At 33.7% G+C, this 20,411-nt stretch carries 16 protein-coding genes; all 16 read right to left on the minus strand.

Annotated features, from left to right (window positions below; genetic code table 11):
• On the minus strand, window positions 1-1,367 hold a 1,367-nt coding region (ptsP, locus tag LJ207_RS10730), incomplete at its 3' end, for a phosphoenolpyruvate--protein phosphotransferase (RefSeq protein ID WP_229346503.1).
• A gap of 4 nt (window positions 1,368-1,371) precedes the next feature.
• Window positions 1,372-1,650 (minus strand): HPr family phosphocarrier protein, encoded by a 279-nt coding sequence (locus tag LJ207_RS10735; protein ID WP_229346504.1) that lies wholly within the window; start codon window positions 1,648-1,650, stop codon window positions 1,372-1,374.
• Between the two features lie 138 nt (window positions 1,651-1,788).
• Window positions 1,789-4,530, minus strand: a complete 2,742-nt coding sequence (locus tag LJ207_RS10740; RefSeq protein ID WP_229346505.1) for a PAS domain S-box protein — start codon at window positions 4,528-4,530, stop codon at window positions 1,789-1,791.
• Between the two features lie 297 nt (window positions 4,531-4,827).
• Window positions 4,828-5,241: a YlbF/YmcA family competence regulator gene (locus LJ207_RS10745; RefSeq protein ID WP_229346506.1), complete on the minus strand. Its 414-nt coding sequence runs from the start codon at window positions 5,239-5,241 to the stop codon at window positions 4,828-4,830.
• A gap of 111 nt (window positions 5,242-5,352) precedes the next feature.
• Window positions 5,353-5,838 carry an inorganic diphosphatase gene (locus LJ207_RS10750; RefSeq protein ID WP_229346507.1) on the minus strand — a complete coding sequence of 162 codons (486 nt, stop codon included), beginning with the start codon at window positions 5,836-5,838 and terminating at the stop codon, window positions 5,353-5,355.
• A gap of 233 nt (window positions 5,839-6,071) precedes the next feature.
• Entirely contained in the window at window positions 6,072-6,860 is a 789-nt protein-coding gene (locus LJ207_RS10755; RefSeq protein ID WP_229346508.1) for a fumarylacetoacetate hydrolase family protein, read from the minus strand.
• A gap of 43 nt (window positions 6,861-6,903) precedes the next feature.
• On the minus strand, window positions 6,904-9,525 hold the full coding sequence (ppdK, locus tag LJ207_RS10760) for a pyruvate, phosphate dikinase (protein ID WP_229346509.1): 2,622 nt from the start codon (window positions 9,523-9,525) through the stop codon (window positions 6,904-6,906).
• Window positions 9,526-9,568: 43 nt separating this feature from the next.
• Window positions 9,569-10,804: an NAD(P)-dependent malic enzyme gene (locus LJ207_RS10765; RefSeq protein ID WP_229346510.1), complete on the minus strand. Its 1,236-nt coding sequence runs from the start codon at window positions 10,802-10,804 to the stop codon at window positions 9,569-9,571.
• A 41-nt stretch (window positions 10,805-10,845) separates the two neighbouring features.
• Window positions 10,846-12,096, minus strand: coding sequence for a nickel-dependent malate racemase, LarAH6 family (gene larAH6, locus LJ207_RS10770; RefSeq protein WP_229346511.1), 1,251 nt, complete (start codon window positions 12,094-12,096; stop codon window positions 10,846-10,848).
• A 186-nt stretch (window positions 12,097-12,282) separates the two neighbouring features.
• The gene (locus LJ207_RS10775; protein ID WP_229346512.1) at window positions 12,283-12,747 is read right to left on the minus strand and encodes a PH domain-containing protein; all 465 of its coding nucleotides are present in this window, start codon (window positions 12,745-12,747) and stop codon (window positions 12,283-12,285) included.
• 124 nt (window positions 12,748-12,871) lie between these two features.
• Window positions 12,872-14,098, minus strand: a complete 1,227-nt coding sequence (locus tag LJ207_RS10780; RefSeq protein ID WP_229346513.1) for an NAD(P)-dependent malic enzyme — start codon at window positions 14,096-14,098, stop codon at window positions 12,872-12,874.
• Between the two features lie 58 nt (window positions 14,099-14,156).
• A complete protein-coding gene (gene lpdA / locus LJ207_RS10785) occupies window positions 14,157-15,527 on the minus strand; it encodes a dihydrolipoyl dehydrogenase (RefSeq protein ID WP_229346514.1) in 1,371 nt (456 codons plus the stop codon).
• A gap of 77 nt (window positions 15,528-15,604) precedes the next feature.
• Complete coding sequence (sucD, locus tag LJ207_RS10790; protein ID WP_229346515.1) at window positions 15,605-16,474, minus strand: succinate--CoA ligase subunit alpha; 870 nt, start codon at window positions 16,472-16,474, stop codon at window positions 15,605-15,607.
• Window positions 16,455-17,636 carry an ADP-forming succinate--CoA ligase subunit beta gene (gene sucC / locus LJ207_RS10795; RefSeq protein ID WP_229346516.1) on the minus strand — a complete coding sequence of 394 codons (1,182 nt, stop codon included), beginning with the start codon at window positions 17,634-17,636 and terminating at the stop codon, window positions 16,455-16,457. Before sucC ends, sucD begins: the two co-directional genes overlap by 20 nt.
• A gap of 29 nt (window positions 17,637-17,665) precedes the next feature.
• Window positions 17,666-19,027, minus strand: coding sequence for an aldehyde dehydrogenase family protein (locus LJ207_RS10800; RefSeq protein WP_229346517.1), 1,362 nt, complete (start codon window positions 19,025-19,027; stop codon window positions 17,666-17,668).
• A 134-nt stretch (window positions 19,028-19,161) separates the two neighbouring features.
• Window positions 19,162-20,373, minus strand: coding sequence for a M24 family metallopeptidase (locus tag LJ207_RS10805; protein WP_229346518.1), 1,212 nt, complete (start codon window positions 20,371-20,373; stop codon window positions 19,162-19,164).
• Window positions 20,374-20,411: the final 38 nt, after the last annotated feature.

Consider the following 20,411-nt stretch of genomic DNA (forward strand, 5'->3'; position numbering starts at 1 on the left):
ATTAAATCATTTGTCCCTATACTGAAAAAGTCTACCTCTTTTGCCAGCTGATCTGCTGTCATCACTGCTGCCGGTATTTCTATCATCATCCCTATCTCTATATCTTCATTATAGCTTTTGCCTTCACTGTCTAACTCTGCTTTGACTTCTGCTATCTTTTGCTTTGCTGCTAATAACTCATCCATTGTGGCTATCATCGGAAACATTATCTTGAGATTACCATAAGCACTTGCCCTTAATAAGGCTCTAAGCTGTGGTTTGAAGATATCATCTCTTTCTAAACAGATCCTGATCGCTCTATAACCTAAAAATGGATTCATCTCTTTAGGAAAATCTAAATATGGTAAGTCTTTGTCTCCCCCAACATCTAAGGTTCTAATTACTACCGGTCTCTCACCCATTGTTTCGGCTGCTTTTTTATAAACCTCAAATTGTTCTTCTTCTGTTGGTAGTTCACTCCGGTCCATATATAAAAATTCGGTGCGAAAAAGGCCGACTCCTTCTCCTCCTTTTTCTAAAATGGGCTCTATATCATTTAAATTACCCATATTACCTACTACTTCTATATCTATCCCATCTTTGGTCTGGGCTTTTTTATCCTGGTAAAATTCTAAGCGCTTTTGTTCTGCCTCATATTCTTCAAGCTTTGTTTTGTATTCTGCTTTGGTTGCTTTATCAGGTGAAAAATATACCTTGCCGCTGTTACCATCTACTATTACTTCTTCTTCACCTTCTGCCTCTGCTAATAGTCCTTCTCCTAGGCCAACAACGGCTGGTATACCTAGTGTTCTAGCCATTATAGCCGTATGAGAGGTCCTTGAGCCATCTTTGGTCACAAAGGCCAGTACTTTTTCCGTATCAAGCTGGGCTGTATCTGAAGGGGTTAGATCTTCTGCTATGATAATTACTTCTTCATCCATCTTTTCGGCTATTGCTTCTACTCCGAGCAGAATCTTGATTATCCTCATCCCTACATCTTTAATATCTGCTCCTCTTTCTTTTAAGTACTCATCCTCCATTGCAGAAAACATCGCAGCATACTGATCTACTACTTCTTTAACCGCTGCTGCTGCATTTAGTTTTTCTTCTTTAATTTTATTTTCAAAAGCTGGTATAACTTCTGGATCCTCTAAAATCATTAAATGAGCCCCAAATATTTCTGCCTTTTCTTCCCCCATCTTTTCGGCAGTACTTGCTTTTAACTCTTTTAATGATTCTTTTGCTTTTTCAAGTGCACTGTGCAGTTTTTCTATTTCAGCTTCTACTTCTGCCTCTTTGATCTTATCATAGTCTATCTCAGTTGCTTGATCTTTTTTAATTAAAACCTTACCGACTGCAATTCCTGGTGATGCTCCTATCCCCTGCATCAAATCACTCCTCATCTTCTTTCATTAGTTCAACTTCAACAAAGCTAACAAGTTCATTGACAGCTTCTTTGGCATCTTCACCTTCGGCTTTAATAGTGAATGTGCTTCCTCTAACAAGCCCTAGACTCATAACACCCATAATACTTTTGGCATTAACCTCTTTATTTTCATGGACAATATTAATTTTAGAATCATATTTACCAGCCATTTCAACTAACTGAGCTGCAGGTCTAGCGTGTAAACCTGTTCTATTTTTGACTTCTACAGACTTTTGATGTAACAAAAGCATCAACCTTCCTTTCATAGTTTTTGTTTGTTTGTTTGTTTTTGTTTATGTTCATTTATGATTATATATAATATATTTTTAATTGTCAACTTTTTATTCAAAGAGCCAGTATTATTTATCTAATGATAGTCAAACTCAAATCTCTTTAGACATCATCTGCAAAAAGACTCTGCTTAATTCAGGATCAAATTGAGTTCCTGAACATCTTTCTATTTCTGCGAAAGCCTCTTCTTTACTTATTGCTTTACGATAGCTTCTATCATTTGTCATTACATCATAGGCATCAATAATAGCAATTATCCTTGCTAAAAGAGGTATTTCTTTAGCTTGTAGACCAGCCGGATAACCACTACCATCCCATCTTTCATGATGGTGAAGAATTAATTTTGCGATCACAGAAAATTCATCAGTAGCCTGAGCTATTCTATAACCTTTTTCGGGATGGGTTTTAATTTCTTGCCATTCTCTTCTATTTAGTGCTTCAGTTTTTTTCAATGTTTTTTCCGGAATTGTTACTTTACCTATATCATGGATTGTTGCCAGCAAAATCAGATTCTTCAAATCCTCATTATTTAAATTCAATGCTTCACCTAACTGCAGAGCTAATTCGGACATTCTTTCAGCATGTTCTTTACTTTCATTACTTTTTGCACCAAGGGTTTCTAAAAGGTTTTGAATTAATTTATTTTTTTCACTTCTTCCATTGGTCAATTTATCCTGATACATCTTTTTATCAGCCTGGTTGAGAATATCATAGATGTTTTGCCTATGATCTGTCTTTACTGCTGCTCCTATACCAATCGATAAATTAATATCTTCTATGTATTTTTCTCTACTTTTACTCAAAATTCTATTAACTATTTTTTGGGCTTCTTTTTGCTCGGTTTTAGGTAAAATAGCAACAAATTCATCTCCACCCAGCCTGGCTATTATATCTTCTTCTCGCATTACAGAATTCAAAACCTCTGCAATTTTAATTAAAAATTGATCTCCTGAAGAATGACCATAGGTATCATTGATCAATTTCAAACCATTAGCATCGACCAAAATCAAAGCTAAAGGCAGCTGCCTTTTTGTATCCAGCCTCTGTAGTTCTTCTTCAAAAAAATTGCGATTATATAAACCGGTTAGATCATCATGATAGCTTAAATATTTTAATCTCTTTTCTTTTTTGATGCTGTCTGTTATATCCAACTGCATTGACAAAATACCTTCACCTTTATCAGCCAAGGTGATTTTCGTTTCCTTAAGTTTAAGATGATATTTTTCTCCATTTGGTTTCTCGTTTGCTGTAATAAATTCGAAATCTTCATTGTTAAGTATTTTTTTAATATTTTTTCTAGCAATTTGATGCTGAGCTGGAGGTACTAATTTATCAAAAATACTACTGTTTATTAATTCTTCTTTTTTATAACCTGTTACCTCACAAAGACTATCATTTACTTCTAGAATATTACCTTCTGAGTCCTCGAGCATCATCCCTATTGGTGACTCGTGAAATATTTTTCTGTATTGTTCTTCCTTAATTTTAAGTTTGTTTTCTAATTGTTTTTTTTCTGTAATATCTCTAACAAATTCGACTACACCTTCAATCTCACCATTATCATTATTTAAAATGGGATATGTAAATAGTTCTAAATATTTTTGTCCTGAACCATTAAGACCTCTAACTATTTCACTTTCTACATTTCCACTTTCTAAACTTCTAATAGTGGGACATTTTTTACAAGGCTGATCACTGTTATGATAAACTTCATAACATTTTTTGCCTTTTAAAGGTCTGTTTTCAGCAAACCACTCCTGCATTTTGGGGTTGGTATAATTTATAGTTAGATCAGGATTCAAAACACTAATTCCATCTTCAATACTCTCTAAAATATTTTCTAATTCTTTTTTTGTGTTTTCTAGTTCTTCTCTAGTTTTTTCCGGTTCAGTTATATCATCATAAATAACATAAACACCTTTGATATCAGCTTCTATTATAATTGGTATACCTTTGATTAAAAAGCTTCTTGCTTTACCAGCACTATCATATCTTATCCCTTTTGAGACTACCTTTTCTCCCTTGAGTACATTTTTGGATAAGCTTCTATCAGAAATACCAGCTTTGTTTTTTTCCAGCAGATCATCTAAATTAATCCCCAATATTTTTTCAGATTTAAAGCCAAATTTATTTTCAAAAGTATTATTAACTTTCATTATCTGATGATTATTATCAAGCATTGCAATTGCAGAAGAGCTGTTTTCAAACAATGCTTCAGCAAATTTAGTTTCCAACTTCTTTTCAGTTATATCTCGACCAACCGATTGATAAATTCTCTTTTGAGAATTATCACTTAAAAGTGAATAATCTTTCCATTTATGATATCGAAGCTCACCATTATTGTTTATAATCTTATGTTCATATTCCTCTGAGGATTCATTCTCTTTTATTTTAGCAAGCATCTTATTTTTTATTTCTTTTTTTAACGATATTTCTGCTTCTTTTCTTTCACTAATATCTTCAAAGGTAATTATACTGCCTTCAGCAAAAGATTTTATTTTTAGCTTTAAATATATTTTTTTCTCAGCTGCATCTAACATAATCTCTGAAGTAAAGAGCTCTTTTTCTTTATTAACTACTTTTTCAAGCTCAGAATAAAAAGCTTTAAAATCTTGCTTTCTAAAAGTGCTGTAGCTTTTTAATTTCAAGAAAAACTCTGCTAAAGATAGATCAAGCAGAAGATCTGAAGTATTGAAATCGAAAATTTTCTTAAAAAAACTTTGAGCTTCTTTATTTATATTGCTTATAATTTTATTTTCATCTAATAAAATTACCATAAAAGGCAAATAACTTATTAAAAGCTCCCAATTTTTTACAGCGGATTGATTTTCCATTCAAGATAGTCCTCCCTATAAATATATTTAATTGATAGAAAAATATAAAAATTGGATAAATTATATAATTATTATAACAATAATTAGAGAGAAAATCTAATAATAATTTATTTATCGACATCTGAATTGCAAAATAAAATTCTCTTCTGCTTGGGCAAAGCAATATTGATAAAAATATAATTTCCTCTAAAATAAAAAATCCCCTTTCTTATAGAACAGATTATATTTTAATCTGTCTAAACTAAGGGGACCTTATCAGGTCTTAATTCCTAATATCTTATTTTTGAATTTTGCTGATTAACAGCAACCTCCACCACCAGAACAACAACCATGATCACCATGATCGTGATTATGAGCATGTCCATGTCCAGAATGATCATGACCTGACTGAGCATGATCAGGCTGCATAGCATTCATAAGTACATCATTAACTTTTTTCATTAATTTACTAAACTTCTGCTGTTTTTGTAAATATTGTTTGGTTTTAGGAGTACTCCAGATTTTTTTCTGCAGTTCAGCCATTTCTTTTTTAAGCTCATCATTAGCTCTATCTGCATCAATTTGATGCTGTAGTCTTTCTACCTTTTCTACCAATTTTGATGCTTCTTTATCTGCATCTAAAGTATTTTCAGCCTGAACCATTTCTTGAAACTGTTCTGAATCTACAAGTGCATCTCCAAGTTTTTCTGCTTTTTTAATTACTTTTGTCATTTTAAAAACCTCCATTTATTTAAAAATATAGACTTCTGATTATGCTAAAGTACATTTTAACACATTTTTTTGCTTAAGTTAAGTTCAACATTTACAAATATGAAATTTATTTTAATTATCATATGCCTTTTTAGCTGCCTCTATTACTTCAAGTGCATCCTCTATACCTGCCCAACCATGAATATCAACCTTTTTTTCCTCTAGATCTTTATATACAGAAAAGAAATGTTTATATTCTTTTAAAATATGTTCTTCTAAATCATAAAGACTGTTTACATTCTCATATCTGGGATCATATTCAGAAACTGTCATGATTTTTTCATCCATACCTTTTTCATCTTCCATTATAAACATCCCTATAACCTTAGCAGTAATTATACAACCTGGAAATGTTGGGAAAGTAGTTAAGACCATTGCATCTAATGCATCACCATCATCTGCAAGTGTGTTCTCAATAAATCCATAATCAGCCGGATAATAAACCGGAGAAAACATTACTCTATCAAGTCTAAAAGCTCCTTTTTCTTTGTCATACTCATACTTATTATTACTACCTTTAGGAATTTCAATCAAAACATCGATCAAATTTTTACTCATTTTTTTCCTCCTTTAAATTAGATGTGTTAAAATTTATTTAAAATTTATTTTCAATAAAACAATGAATATTTTTATTAAATCTACAGTTATATACATATTCTATAAATTAAGCAAAATTCCTTTATATCAATATTCTAAAAAGCTTATTAACTTGAGCTATAATAAGCTGAATAAGTTAATAAAAAAAAGAGGTAATAGGAATAAGACCTATTACCTGATTTAAGTACTCTACTTTATTTTTCTTTGATTACCTTGTTTTTTAAACTACCAATACCCTCTATTTGGATTTCAATTTCATCTCCATCTTTTAAATAAATTGGGGCTTTTCTGGCAAAGCCTACTCCTTCTGGTGTGCCTGTTAAAATAACTGTTCCAGGTTTTAGAGTCATATTATGTGATAAATAGCTAATTAACCATTCTACAGAAAAAATCATATCAGAAGTATTTGAATCCTGCATAACTTTCCCATTTAAAATTGATTTTATACTGCATTTGTCAGGGTCTAATTCTGTTTCAATTACCGGTCCTAAAGGACAAAAAGTATCAAATGATTTTGCTCTTGCCCACTGCTTATCCTTTCTAATTTGGCAGTCTCTTGCACTAACATCATTAGCACAACTATAACCTAAAATATAATCTTCACTGTTTACTGCTTCTATATTCTTTGCCTCTTTAGAAATTACAACTGCTAATTCTGCCTCATAATCCACCTCATCTGCAGCTAATTTAGGTAATATAATTTCTGAACCTGTTCCAGTTAAACTATTGGTGGCTTTTAAAAAGATAATTGGCTTATCAGGAATTCTTAAGCCGCTTTCTTCAGCGTGTTTGCGGTAATTAAGACCTATTGCAATAATATTTGGAGGATCTATTGGAGCTTTAAGTTCTACTTCCTTTAATTTAGCCGTTTTTTCTCCGAGCTCAAAATCTTTAAATATATCCCCTTCAATTGAATAAATATCATTCTCTTTTAAGATCCCATGCTTTATTTCCTTATTTTTTTTATATTTAATAATTTTCAATAACTTTCACCTCTCTTATTTATAATTTTAATTGGCTTGTTTATTAATCATTTTTTATTGCTGATTGAGCGGCTGCAAGGCGGGCAATCGGAACTCGATAAGGTGAACAGGAAACATAATTTAAATCTAATTTGTGACAAAAGTCTATTGAAGCTGGCTCTCCTCCATGTTCTCCACAAATACCGATTTTAAGCTGCTCTTTTCTTTTCCTTCCTAATTCAACCCCTGTTTTTAATAATTTACCTACTCCTTTTTGGTCAAGAACTGTAAATGGATCTTTTTCTAATATCCCCTTATCTAAATACTGATTAATAAATTTATTAGCATCATCTCGAGAAAAACCGTAAGTCATTTGGGTTAAATCATTGGTTCCAAATGAGAAAAAATCTGCATGTTCAGCAATTTCATCAGCCAGCAAAGCAGCTCTAGGAATTTCTATCATAGTACCAATACTATATTTTATCTCAACAGCTGCACTTTCAAGCAATCCCTCTGCAACCTCTTCTGCTTCTTTTCTTAATAATGCTAGTTCTTCTCCACTCCCAACTAATGGAATCATTATATCTGCTTTAACATCATAACCCTTTTCTGCTTTGACCTCTAGAGCAGCAGCAATAATTGCTTTAACCTGCATCTTATAAATCTCAGGATAGCTGATACCTAAGCGGCAGCCCCTGTGGCCTAACATGGGATTTACTTCTTTAAGCTCTTCAGTTATTGTTTTTAGCTCTTGGGTTGAAATTGCAAGTTCAGCTGCTAGTGATTTAAGTTCAGCTTCTTCTAAAGTTAAAAACTCATGTAATGGAGGATCTAAGAGTCTAATCGTTAGGGTTTTAGCTTCCATAACTTTAAATATCTTTTTAAAATCATCTTTTTGATAGGGAAATAACTTATCTAGAGCTTTTTGGCGTTTTTTCTTGGTATTTGCAACTATCATCTCCCGGACAGAATTAATTCTAGAACTATCAAAAAACATATGCTCAGTTCTACATAAGCCAACACCTTCTGCTCCAAAATTAAGAGCTACAACAGTATCTTTTTGATTATCCGCATTAGTATAAACACCAAGTTTTCTGTACTGATCAGACCATTTCATAAGCAGTTTAAAGTTTTCACTTAATTGAGCATCTGTGGTTTCAATAACACCAGCATACACTTCTCCTAAACTACCATTAAGTGAAATATAATCTCCTTCTTTAAATACCCTATCATTAACATAGAATTTTTTTGCAGATTCATCTACTCTAATATCTCCTACTCCTGCAACACAACATTTACCCATACCTCTTGCTACAACAGCTGCATGTGAAGTCATACCACCTCTTGAGGTTAATACTCCATTAGTTTTTGCCATGCCTTCAATATCCTCAGGTGAAGTTTCTTTGCGGATCAGAATTACATCTTCACCATCTATAACAGCCTGAACCGCAGCTTCAGAGCTAAAGTATATTCTACCAGTGGCAGCACCAGGTGAAGCAGCAAGTCCAACAGCAAGAAGATCTGCTTTTTTAAGTTCAGCTTCTTTAAAGTTAGGATGCAGCATCTGACTTATATCTTCCGGGTCGATTCTCAATATTGCCGTCTTTTTATCTATTAAACCCTCTTTTTCCATCTCAACTGCTATATTAACTGCTGCATCAATAGTTCTTTTGGCTGTTCTAGTTTGTAATAAGTATAGATTACCCTCTTGAATTGTAAACTCTATATCCTGCATATCTTTATAATGTTTTTCCAGTGTTTTGGTAATCTCCATTAACTCATCATATACCTCGGGCATCAATGTTTTTAATTCACCTATATCTTTAGGAGTTCGTATCCCAGCAACTACATCTTCTCCCTGGGCATTAAGTAAGAATTCGCCAAAAACTTTGTTTTCTCCGGTTGCCGGGTTTCTGGTAAATGCAACCCCTGTTCCGGAATTTTCACCTATATTACCGAAAACCATTGTCTGCACAGTTACTGCTGTACCTAAATCATGGGGGATATCATTAATATTACGGTACGATTTGGCCCTCGGATTATTCCAGGAACTAAAAACAGCTTTGACAGCCATTAAAAGCTGTTCTTCCGGCTTTTGAGGAAACTCTATCTTCGCTCGTTTTTTAATTAATCTTTTATATTCTTCAATTATATCTTTTAAATCATCAACACTTAATTCGGTATCATTAGTATAATCATTTTTTTCTTTTTTCTTTTCCAATAGATTATCAAATTCATAACCCGGTATATCTAAAACAACATTAGCAAACATCTGAATAAGTCTTCTATAACTGTCATAGGCAAACCTTGGATTTGATGCTTTTTTAGCTAATCCTTTAACACTTTTATCATTTAAGCCGAGGTTTAAAATAGTATCCATCATTCCCGGCATTGAGGTGACTGCACCTGACCTTACCGAAAGCAGTAAGGGATCATTTACATCACCAAATTTTTTGCCGTTTTTCTTCTCAATTTCTTTTAAATACTCAAAAATACTTTCTTTAAGTTTTTCATCTAGCCTTTGCTCCATTTCCAGATATCTAATACAAGCTTCAGTTGTAATTGTAAATCCTGGAGGAACAGGTAGCCCAATCCTGTTCATTTCTGCCAAATTTGCTCCTTTACCACCCAATAGTGCTTTCATTTCTGTTTTGCCTTCTGCAAAATTATATATAAATTTTTCCAATAATAACCCTCCGTTTGTTGAAAAAAATTCTGCTATTTAAAAATTACTTTTGATTAGCTTTTTTCATCAGCCTTTGTGCTTTTTCAAGTTCAGTTTTATAGTCAATTTCAATCCTTGCTACCCCTGTTTTGACAGCAGCCTGTGCTACAGCAGCGGCAACATAGGGACCAACTCTAGGATCAAATGGTTTTGGAATTACATAATCTGTTTTTAAATCACAATCATCAATTAAATTTGCAATTGCATAAGCTGCTGCTTTTTTCATTTCTTCATTTATTTCTTTTGCCCTCACATCAAGAGCTCCCCTGAACAACCCGGGAAATGCCAGAACATTATTTACCTGGTTGGGATAATCTGATCTTCCTGTACCAATAATTTTGGCTCCGGCTTCTAGAGCATCTTCTGGCCATATTTCAGGATCTGGATTTGCCATTGCAAAAATGATTGGATCAGCTGCCATAGATCGAACCATTTCTTTGTAAAGCAGATTAGCTGCTGAGACTCCAATAAACACATCAGCACCTTCGATTAACTCGGCAAGATCTCCTTTTTTGTTTGCTTTATTTGTTATTTTAGCAATTTCTTTTGTGTTTTTATCAAGATCTTTTCTGCCTTCATATATAGATCCTTTAATATCAAGAGCTATAATCTCTCCAACTCCTTCTGAGTTCAGTAATTTAATTATACTTGCCCCTGCAGCACCTGCTCCATTTACTATTACTTTAATATCCTCGATATTTTTATTTAATATTATTAGGGAATTTATTAAAGCTGCCAATGTAATTATGGCTGTTCCATGCTGATCATCATGAAAAACTGGAATATCTAGTTCTTCTTTCAATCTCTCTTCAATATAAAAGCATTCTGGTGATTTAATATCTTCTAAATTTATACCTCCAAACACAGGAGCCATTTTTTTTACATATGATATTAATTTATCAGGATCAGGTTCATTTAAACAGATTGGAAATGCATCAACATCAGCAAATTCTTTAAATAAAACAGCTTTTCCTTCCATTACAGGTAAAGAAGCAGCAGCTCCTATATTCCCTAATCCTAATACAGCACTACCATTACTTACAACTGCAACAAAATTTGATTTGTTTGTATAATCATAAATCTTATTTGGCTCTCTTGCTATCTCCAAACATGGCTCTGCTACTCCAGGTGAATAGGCTAAAGAAAGATCATCTTCATTATTGACTGCTACTTTTGTTTGCACCATCAGTTTACCCTTATTCAATTTGTGTAATTTTAAAGCTTCTTCTTTTAAATTCATTTATTTCCCTCTTTTTTTTAAGATTTAAAATTTAAGATTTACTATATTTCAGTTGGGACAGTTAAACTACCCTGAGGCATTATATAAGTTGTATAATCTCCACTATATTTTTCTTCAAGATATTTAACAGCTTCTTCTAAACTAGCAAGTTTTTGCAAAAACATTGCTTCTGTTTTTTCTTTGCTTAAAGAAGAAATCAATATAACATCTTTATCTTTGACTACTTTGGAAATTGCGTAAGCCTTATGGCCCCCAATTAAAAATTTCTTTTTTATTCTCTCAATATTATCTTCCGGTTTTTTAGCTTCCTGCATCCACTTTTCAAAACGTTCTTCTCCTAAGCCTTCACTACATTCGGCAACCCAGACAATTGTTCCGCCCTTTTTTACTGCATGGTCTGCATGATCAAGAGCTTTTTGGGCTTGATAGACATTAATATCTCTTGGAAAACCACCAGAACTTACTACAGCAGCATCTGCTTTTTCTTCTATCTCTACATGATACATTTCAGCTGAAATGTCAATTCCTGCTGACCAAGCTTCTTTTAAGTCACCTGAAACAACCTTAACTATCTCCCTATTACTGTTTGTTACCACATTTATTATAAAATCTACTCCCAGCATTTCAGCTGCTTCAAACATCTCTAAATTAATTGGATTTTTTTCTAATGAAGGTGCCTCTGCCATTACTTTTACCATATTGGCATGGTTATTTTCTATTGAATCTCTGTCTGCTACACCTGGTAAAATTGATTTTCTCCCACCAGAAAAGCCTGCCATATAATGTGGTAAAATAACGCCTGTGGCTATTACAAAGTCTGCTTCTGCAACTATTTTATTGATCTTTAAAGTATTTCCTGTGCTTAATTTACCTATTTCAACTACTTCTGCATCACAATCATGGTGATGGAATTCATAATCTCGATCAATTTCTTCACCAAATATATCTATGTTTTGTTTTTTAGAGTGAGGATCATGTACTCCAGTTGCTACAACAAAGGTCACCTGCTCTTTTTTTATTCCTGCCCTCTCTATAACTTCTAAAAGTGGAGGCAGCATATACTTATAAGGGGTATAACGGGTTACATCATTTACTATAACTACAATTTTTTGAGCTTCTTTTTTATTTAACAAATCCAAAAGAGAATTAGAGGCAATTGGATCTTCAAGTGATGCTTGAACAGCTTTTAAAGGGTTATCAAGGCCATCTTTTTCTGCTGCTTTAAGTGTTTTTAAAACTCTTTCTTTTGGTATTTCAAGTTTAAACTTTTCTTTACCATATTTTATTTCCATTTTTACACTTCCTTATTCTTTTCTTTCGTAATTTTTTCTGCTCCTGTTAACATTACTTTTCCATAAATTTTTAAGCTGAACAAATTATAAATAGCAGTTATCAGTTGAAAAGCCCCCTGTTATAATTATTTTAATAGTATTATTCAGCTTAATTACTATTAGAAATATAAACAAAGGGCAGATATTTTAACTATTATATTTGATTCTTTTTTGTCTTACAACATCAATGAATTTTTCGAACTCTTCATAATATTGAGTTGTATTAAATGAAAGCTCTATGACTGGATTTTGCGAAGAATTAGTTTCTACTTTAAACTCACCATGGAGCAAGCAGATATCCAACTCTAAACTGCTAATTTTATCATAATATATATGTTTCATCTTATAGCCATAGTAGTTTTCCTTTATTTCTTTAAATCCTTCTTCAGCATATACTAGTCCATGAGTTGTGGCAACTAGGATTTTAGCAGGCCTTTGCACCGGTGATTTTATATCACTATCATCTAAATGTTTTCTTTTAATAAATACCAGCTCTATAATTTCTTCATTTTCAGTAAATGGAGACTCTTGACTAACAATTCTTTTAAAGATATGATGAACATCAAAATCAGATTCTAAAATTTCATTCGTTTTTTCTGCTAAAGTTTTCATATTTAATCCTTTCTTTTGAAATTGATAAAGGCAAAATACTTCAAACAAAATAATCATATATACAGCAGGAAAAAGTCTTGAATTTCCCTACTGTATATATTAGTTAATGCTTTTGTAATTCAAATTACTTTTTTTCCATTATTTTTTTGGCATTTGCTAGTTCTTCTTCATAAGTTAATTTGATTCTAGCTGCATTAGTATCTATTGCTGCTTGAGCTACTGCAGCTGCTACATGGGGACCAACCCTCGGATCAAATGGTTTTGGAATCACATAATCAGCTTTAAGTTCATCTTCAGCAATCAAATCTGCTAAAGCATATGCTGCTGCCTGTTTCATTTCTCTATTAATCTCTCTCGCTCTTACATCAAGGGCTCCTCTGAAAATCCCAGGAAAGGCAAGCACATTATTAACCTGATTTGGAAAATCAGAACGACCTGTACCTACTATTTTAGCCCCTGCTGCAAAGGCGTCATCAGGCATTATTTCTGGAACTGGATTGGCCATGGCAAAGATGATTGGATCTGCATTCATCGACCTAACCATATCCTTTGAAACTAGATTTGCTATTGATACACCTATAAAGACATCTGTCCCTTTCATTATTTCGGCCAGATCTCCAGCTTGATTGTTTTTGTTGGTTATTTTAGCAAGTTCTTTTTTGCTCTCATTAAGATTATCTCTACCCTCATATATAGCTCCCTTACTGTCTAAAGCAACTATATCTTTTACCCCTTCAGCTAAAAGTAAATCGATAATACTTACTCCAGCAGCACCTGCTCCATTTACTACTACTTTTATATCTTCTATCTTTTTGTCCACAATTTTAAGTGAGTTGATAAGTCCAGCTATTGTTATAATAGCTGTTCCATGCTGATCATCATGAAAAACAGGGATGTTTAACTCTTCTTTTAGTCGATCCTCTATATAAAAACACTTTGGAGCTTTAATATCTTCTAAGTTAATTCCACCCCAAACAGATTCCATCTTCTTAACTATCTCTATTAGTTTATCTGGATCAGATTCATCCAAACAGATTGGAAAAGCATCTACACCACCAAATTCTTTAAACAAGACTGCCTTACCTTCCATAACAGGCATTGAAGCTGCTGCTCCAATATCTCCTAAGCCCAAGACAGCACTACCATCACTTACTACTGCCACAAAGTTAGCCTTATTTGTATATTCATAAATCTTATCAGGCTCTCTTTCTATCTCTAAACAGGGCTCTGCAACTCCAGGGGAATAAGCAAGTGAAAGATCATGTTCATCATTTACTGCTACCTTTGTTTTTACCATCAATTTACCTTGATTATCTTTATGCATTTTTAATGCTTCTTCTTTTAGACTCATTTAATTACCATCTCCTCATAACTATGGTTTTTAAAAATATTGTTTTAAAGCAGTGAAATCAAAAATGTACTGCCAAATTATGTACATCCTCTGCTGCTTCTTTTACTGATTCAGATAGGGTTGGATGGGCATGAATGGTATTAGCAAGTACTTCAGTAGTTGATTCCAGCTTAATGGCAATTGCTGCTTCTGCAATTAAATCTGTTGCATGGGGACCAACTATTTGTGCTCCTAAAATTTGATCCCATTTTTTATCAGAAATAATCTTCACAAAACCTTCTTCTGCACCTGCTGCAATTGCTTTGCCACTTGCTTTAAATGGAAAACGACCAATGTTTATTTGATAACCCTCATCTTTTGCTTCAGCTTCGGTCATCCCTACACTAGCAATTTCTGGCAGTGAATAAACACAGTTGGAAATTAAATTATCTCTTATTTCTTGATTACCAAGAATATTATTTACTGCTACAATACCCTCTGCAGAAGCCTCATGAGCTAAGAGCATCCCTCCGGTTACATCTCCAACAGCATAAATACCATTTATACTTGTTTGCATTTGAGAGTCAACCTTTATAAAACCATTCTCCATCTCTAAATCTAAGTCTTTTATACCGGCAAAAACAGCTTTGCGTCCAACTGCAGCCAGCACCTTATCTGTAAATATCTGTTCTGCTTTTTCAGATTCAATTTTAACTATTAGCTCATCATTTTCTTCTGCAATTTCTGTTACTTTAGACGATGTCAATAGTTTTACTCCATCTTTTTTCAGTCTTTGTTTGAGAACTTTGACCATTTCCTGATCAAAATTAACTAAAATATCATCCAAGATCTCAACTATAGTAACATCAACTTCCAGACTGGAATAGATAGAAGCCATTTCGATTCCAATAACCCCTCCCCCTATGATAACTATTCTTTCTGGAAGCTCATCTAGATCAAGAGCTTCTCTACTGCTTATGACATCAGGAAGATCCATACCTTTTAAAGCAGGCATAATGGGAGCTGAACCCGTAGCAATGATAATATTTTTGACCCCTATTTTTTTATCTTTTTCACCAGATATTTTTATTTCGTGTTCATTTATTACTTCTCCCCTGCCTTTGATTAAATCTACACCATTTTTTTTGAATAGACCTCTGATACCACCGGTTAGTTTGGCAACCACCTTGTTTTTGCGTGCTCTCATTTTTGGCCAATCCAGGCTGTAGCCATCAACCATTATTCCAAACTGATCCATTCTTTTTAGTTCATGGATTAATTCTGTATGTTTCAAATAAGTTTTGGTTGGAATACAACCCCTATTTAAACAGGTACCTCCGACTACATCTTTTTCGATTACTGCAGTTTTGAGCCCTAACTGAGCAGCTCTAATTGCAGCAACATATCCGCCAGGGCCACCCCCTAATATACCAATATCGTATTTTTCCATTATCTTTAACCTCCAGCATTTTCAATTGAAACAAATATATCTGCTCTTTAATGCTCATTAGATTCTTAAAAATATGTTTAAAGTATTTCTTCTAAGATATCAACTATACCCTCAGTACTTTCTGCTATATATGCTCCGGCTTCTTTGAGAACTTTTTCTTTGTTTTCTGCACTACCTGTACCATCTGGAGCAACAATTGCTCCAGCATGACCCATACTTGTATCTTTAGGCGCATTTTTCCCAGCTATTAAAGCAACTACTGCTTTGCTGACATTTTCTTTGATATATTCTGCAGCAATTTCTTCATCACTACCACCAATTTCCCCAATCAAAACTATAGCTTCTGTCTCAGGGTCTTCTTCAAGCAGAGGCAGCATTTCAACAAAAGGTGAACCTGGAACCATATCTCCACCAATACCGATTGCTGTAGACTGGCCTATCCCTCTATTAGACATCATGAAAACAGTCTCATAACAGTTTGTTGCACTTCTTGAGAGAACTGCAACTTTTCCTGGTGAAAATATTCTATGAGCCATAAAACCAGCTTTGGACTTACCAGGTGAAATTACTCCAAATGAATTTGGTCCAATCACTGTAGCACCATATTTTTTAGAATGATGATAAACTTCTAACATATCATGAACCGGAACCCCTTCAGCTATGGTAATAACAAGTTTTAGGCCTGCATCCATTGCCTCAAAAGCTCCTTCTTTTGTAAATCTAGGTGGGACAAATAATACTGTTGCATTTGCATCATGTTTTTCAACTGCTTCTGCAACTGTATCATATACTGGTACCCCCAGAACTTCCTGTCCACCTTTACCAGGAGTTACTCCGGCAACCACATTAGCTCCATATTCAAGCATCTGCTCGGCGTGGAATTTCCCTTCTCTTCCCGTAATACCCTGTACAATCAATCTTGTATTCTCATCCACTAAAATGCTCATATAATGCATCCACTCCTTCCAGAATACTATCTACAGAAATAACCGTATCTTTCATGTTATGAATTATTTCTAATCCTGCTTCTTTATTAGTACCTTCAACTCTTATTATCACTTTTTTATCTCCTACAGCATCTGCGGCCATCTCAAGACCTCTTGCTATTTCATCACAGCGGGTAATACCACCAAAAATATTGATAAGCAGAAGTTCTACATCTTCATTTTCTAGTACAATTTTGATAGCTTCTTTTACCCTTTCAGCAGTTGCACCACCACCAAGATCAAGTGCACAGCTTACCTCCATACCTTTTTTAGTTATCAGGTCAATTGAAGACATAATCATTCCTGAGCCATTACTGATAACCCCAATATTACCTTCATCTCTAATTGGTATATATAGAAAATCATATTCTCTTGCTTCTATTACCTTTGCATCTTCTGTCAGTTCATCTCTAAATTTCAAAATGTCATCATGTCTGAAAAGAGAATTATCATCAATATCAATTTTACCATCTACTGCCAGCAAATTACCCTCACCATCAATAACAAGTGGATTGATCTCGGTCAGCAGACAATCATATTCTTTAAATAATGTATAGAGATTTTTAACTATCTCATATAATGGTTTTAAATATTTTGGATCTATATTAAAGTAATTGACTAAATATCTTATCATATAATCTTTAATACCCATCATTGGATTAATAGGTATTTTAGCTATTTTTTCAGGTGTTTGATGTGCGGTCTCCTCGATATCAACTCCACCTTCAGTACTAAAAATCAAAAGAGGAGTTTTGCTTTTACGGTCAAGAGTAACACTTAAATACCATTCTTTTTTTACATCAATCATATCTACAACTAATAGTTTTTTGATTTCTAAGCCTTTAATTTCACTACCGAGTAAATTGCGGCTTATTTCTTTTACTTCCTCAGCATTTTCTGCAAACTGAATTCCTCCAGCTTTACCTCGCCCACCTGTCTGTACCTGAGCTTTTACAACTACAGGATAGTTTTCAATTTTTGCAGTAATATCATTTCCTCGAACAGGTTCATCATCCTGTAGAGTATCTTCTAAATCTTCAAGCGAATCTATAACAAGCCCTTTATTTGAAGGGATATTATAATCATAGAACAATTCCTGTGATTTATATTCTAATAATTTCAATCTTACACTTCCTTTCTATAATAGTATATTTATGCCCAAAACTCTTCATCTGTTGGAATTTCTACATCTTCAAGTAAATAGGCTATTTTGGTGGTATTTAAAAGATGTTTGAAATAAAAATTCTCTGATATACTATTATTACCCCATGTTCCACAACCTAATGTAGTTGTAGGTTCTAAACCATTAGTAAAACTTCCACCTACGGTTGTTGAGCAAGCTGCATTAACAATTACTCTAGATACCTTAACTGCAGCAGCAATCTTTTCTAAGTTCTCTTCACTGTTTGAATGTACAGCAACACTGTGTCCAATCCCTTCTATATCAAGATTAGTTTGGGCTATATCAATTGCTTCATCTAGATCATCATAACTATAAGCTACATTAACAGGGAAAATTTTCTCTTTTCTAAGAACATCATTTTTCTCTGCCTTGTCCCCTTTTACTAAAAGCATTACTGTATCTTCAGGAACATCGATTCCAGCTGCTGCAGCTATATCTTTAGCAGGCTGACCAACCATATTTTTATTCAAATGGCCTTCTGGAAATAATAGTTCACTTAATTCTTTTACTTCCTGATCAGCTTCAACATAATAACAATTATTTGCCTTAAATTCTGCTATAGCTTCTTCATACATTTCTGCAGGAATAATAGTTGTTTGTTCACCTGAACAAATAATTCCATTATCAAATATTCTTCCTCCAATAATTATCGGTACAGCTTCTTTAAGATCAACACCCTTATCGATAATACACTGTACATTACCCTGTCCAACTCCATATGAAGGTCTACCACTACTGTAAGCTGCCTTAACCATAGCATGTCCACCAGTAGCTACTACAACATCTGCAGCACTCATAAGCTGATTTGTTAATTCTTTAGTCGGTTCTTTAACATTTTGAACCAGATTTTCAGGAGCACCATATTTGCTTAAGATTTCATTAAACAAAGAAATAGAATAATCTATACATTCTTTTGAGGCTGGATGAGGAGAAACAATTATTGAGTTTTTACCTTTAATCGCATTTACAATATTATTCATAGCTGTCACAATAGGATTTGTTACCGGAGTCAATGAAGCTACAACCCCAACAGGCTTGGCAAAGGTTACAGTTCCTTTTTCTTCATCTCTGTCTATAATTCCCATTGATTTTCTGCCTCTTAAGCCCTTCCACATAATCTTTGATTTTCCTAAATGTTTTTTAACCTTATCTTCATAAACCCCCATATTTGTTTCTTCAAAAATCATTTTGGCAAATTCTTCTGCTCTGTCGTATACTAATTTGGTGATATCTTTAATAATTTGATCTACATCTTCCTGCCCAAAGTTTTTTTCAAATTCTGCCTGTGCTTCTTTAGATTTTTTTACCATTAATTCAATATTAGCACTCATAAAAAACCCCTTTCCTTTTATCTTAAATTTTAACTGTTAACAGTTAACAATAAAAATTAAATCTCCTCAAACTCTTCGCTATAATTGAGTTCTGAGATTGAGGAGATTATTTCTTGCTTATAATATTCTAAACTTTAATAATCCCAACAATTAATCAATCTATCAGATGGGAACTTAGTAATTACTTTACAGCCGTCTTCGGTTACAATTACTTGCTCTTCAATTCTAGCAGCATTGCCTTCTTGACCATAATAGGTTTCTACTGCAAAGTGCATGTTCTTCTTGATTTCTACAGGATTTTCATGAGAATGACCAACTGTTATTGTAGGTTTTGACCAGTGAGAAATACCAATACCATGACCTAACTGTAAAGCTAGTCCTTCATGTTTGCTGTCTAAGCCCATCTCTTTCCAGTCTGGCCAACATTCTGCAACTTCGTCTGTTGTTGCTCCTGGCTTAATCTTATCAATCGCACAATTTACAAGATCAGAACATTTTTGATAAATTTCTTTCTGCTCTTCAGTTGGTTCTCCACAAGAGAATGTTCTGTAGTAGCAGGTCTTGTAACCATTAAAGTCATTTACAACATCCATAAATACTAAATCACCAGGTCTGATGATTCTATCTGAAGCATCATGTGGATGAGGAAATGCTCTATCTCCAGAAATTGCATTAACATTAAGTACATTTTCTGCTCCAAGTTCATGGAGGCGATATCTCATCAATGCAACCAGTTCATTTTCTTTAACCCCCGGCTTGCAGAATTCAACTATATCTGCATAAGCTCCATCAACCATAGCAGCTGACATTTCAATAAGCTGTAGTTCTTCATCAGTTTTTATAGTCTGTGCATCTAACATAGTCTGCTGACCATCAACAATATTCATATTGAACTTCATAAATGCTTGCATTAGAGGTACTGTAAGTATATCTACTCCAACTGCTTCTTTTTCGAGTCCAAGATCTTTGAGGATTTCATAGATTTCTTTAATTCCTGCTTCTGATCCACCACCAGGAATTGTACCTCTCATATCTCCTACTGCAGGTCTGATATTTTCATTTTTGAGCCAAGGTGTCATTAATTTTTTGGTCGGAACGGCACTACCAATTTCAAAAAGAATTGGATCATGACCTTTTGGCAAAAGTGCATATCTACCCAGTTTATCTCTAGACCATTCACCCACTTTTGTACTGGTGATATATCTAATATTATCTGGATCATAGACAAGCATGGCTCCTACTCCATCTATTTCCATTTGTTCTCTTGTTTTGCGAAGTCTATCTTTTCTTAATTTAGCATAGTCGACTCTCATTTCATGATCTACTGCCATTGTTCCATATGTCATATATTTTCCTCCTATAATTTGAGTTAAAATTATTCTTT

It is taken from the genome of Halanaerobium polyolivorans, from assembly GCF_020711195.1.
In the GTDB taxonomy this organism is placed as follows: Bacteria; Bacillota; Halanaerobiia; order Halanaerobiales; family Halanaerobiaceae; genus Halanaerobium; species Halanaerobium polyolivorans.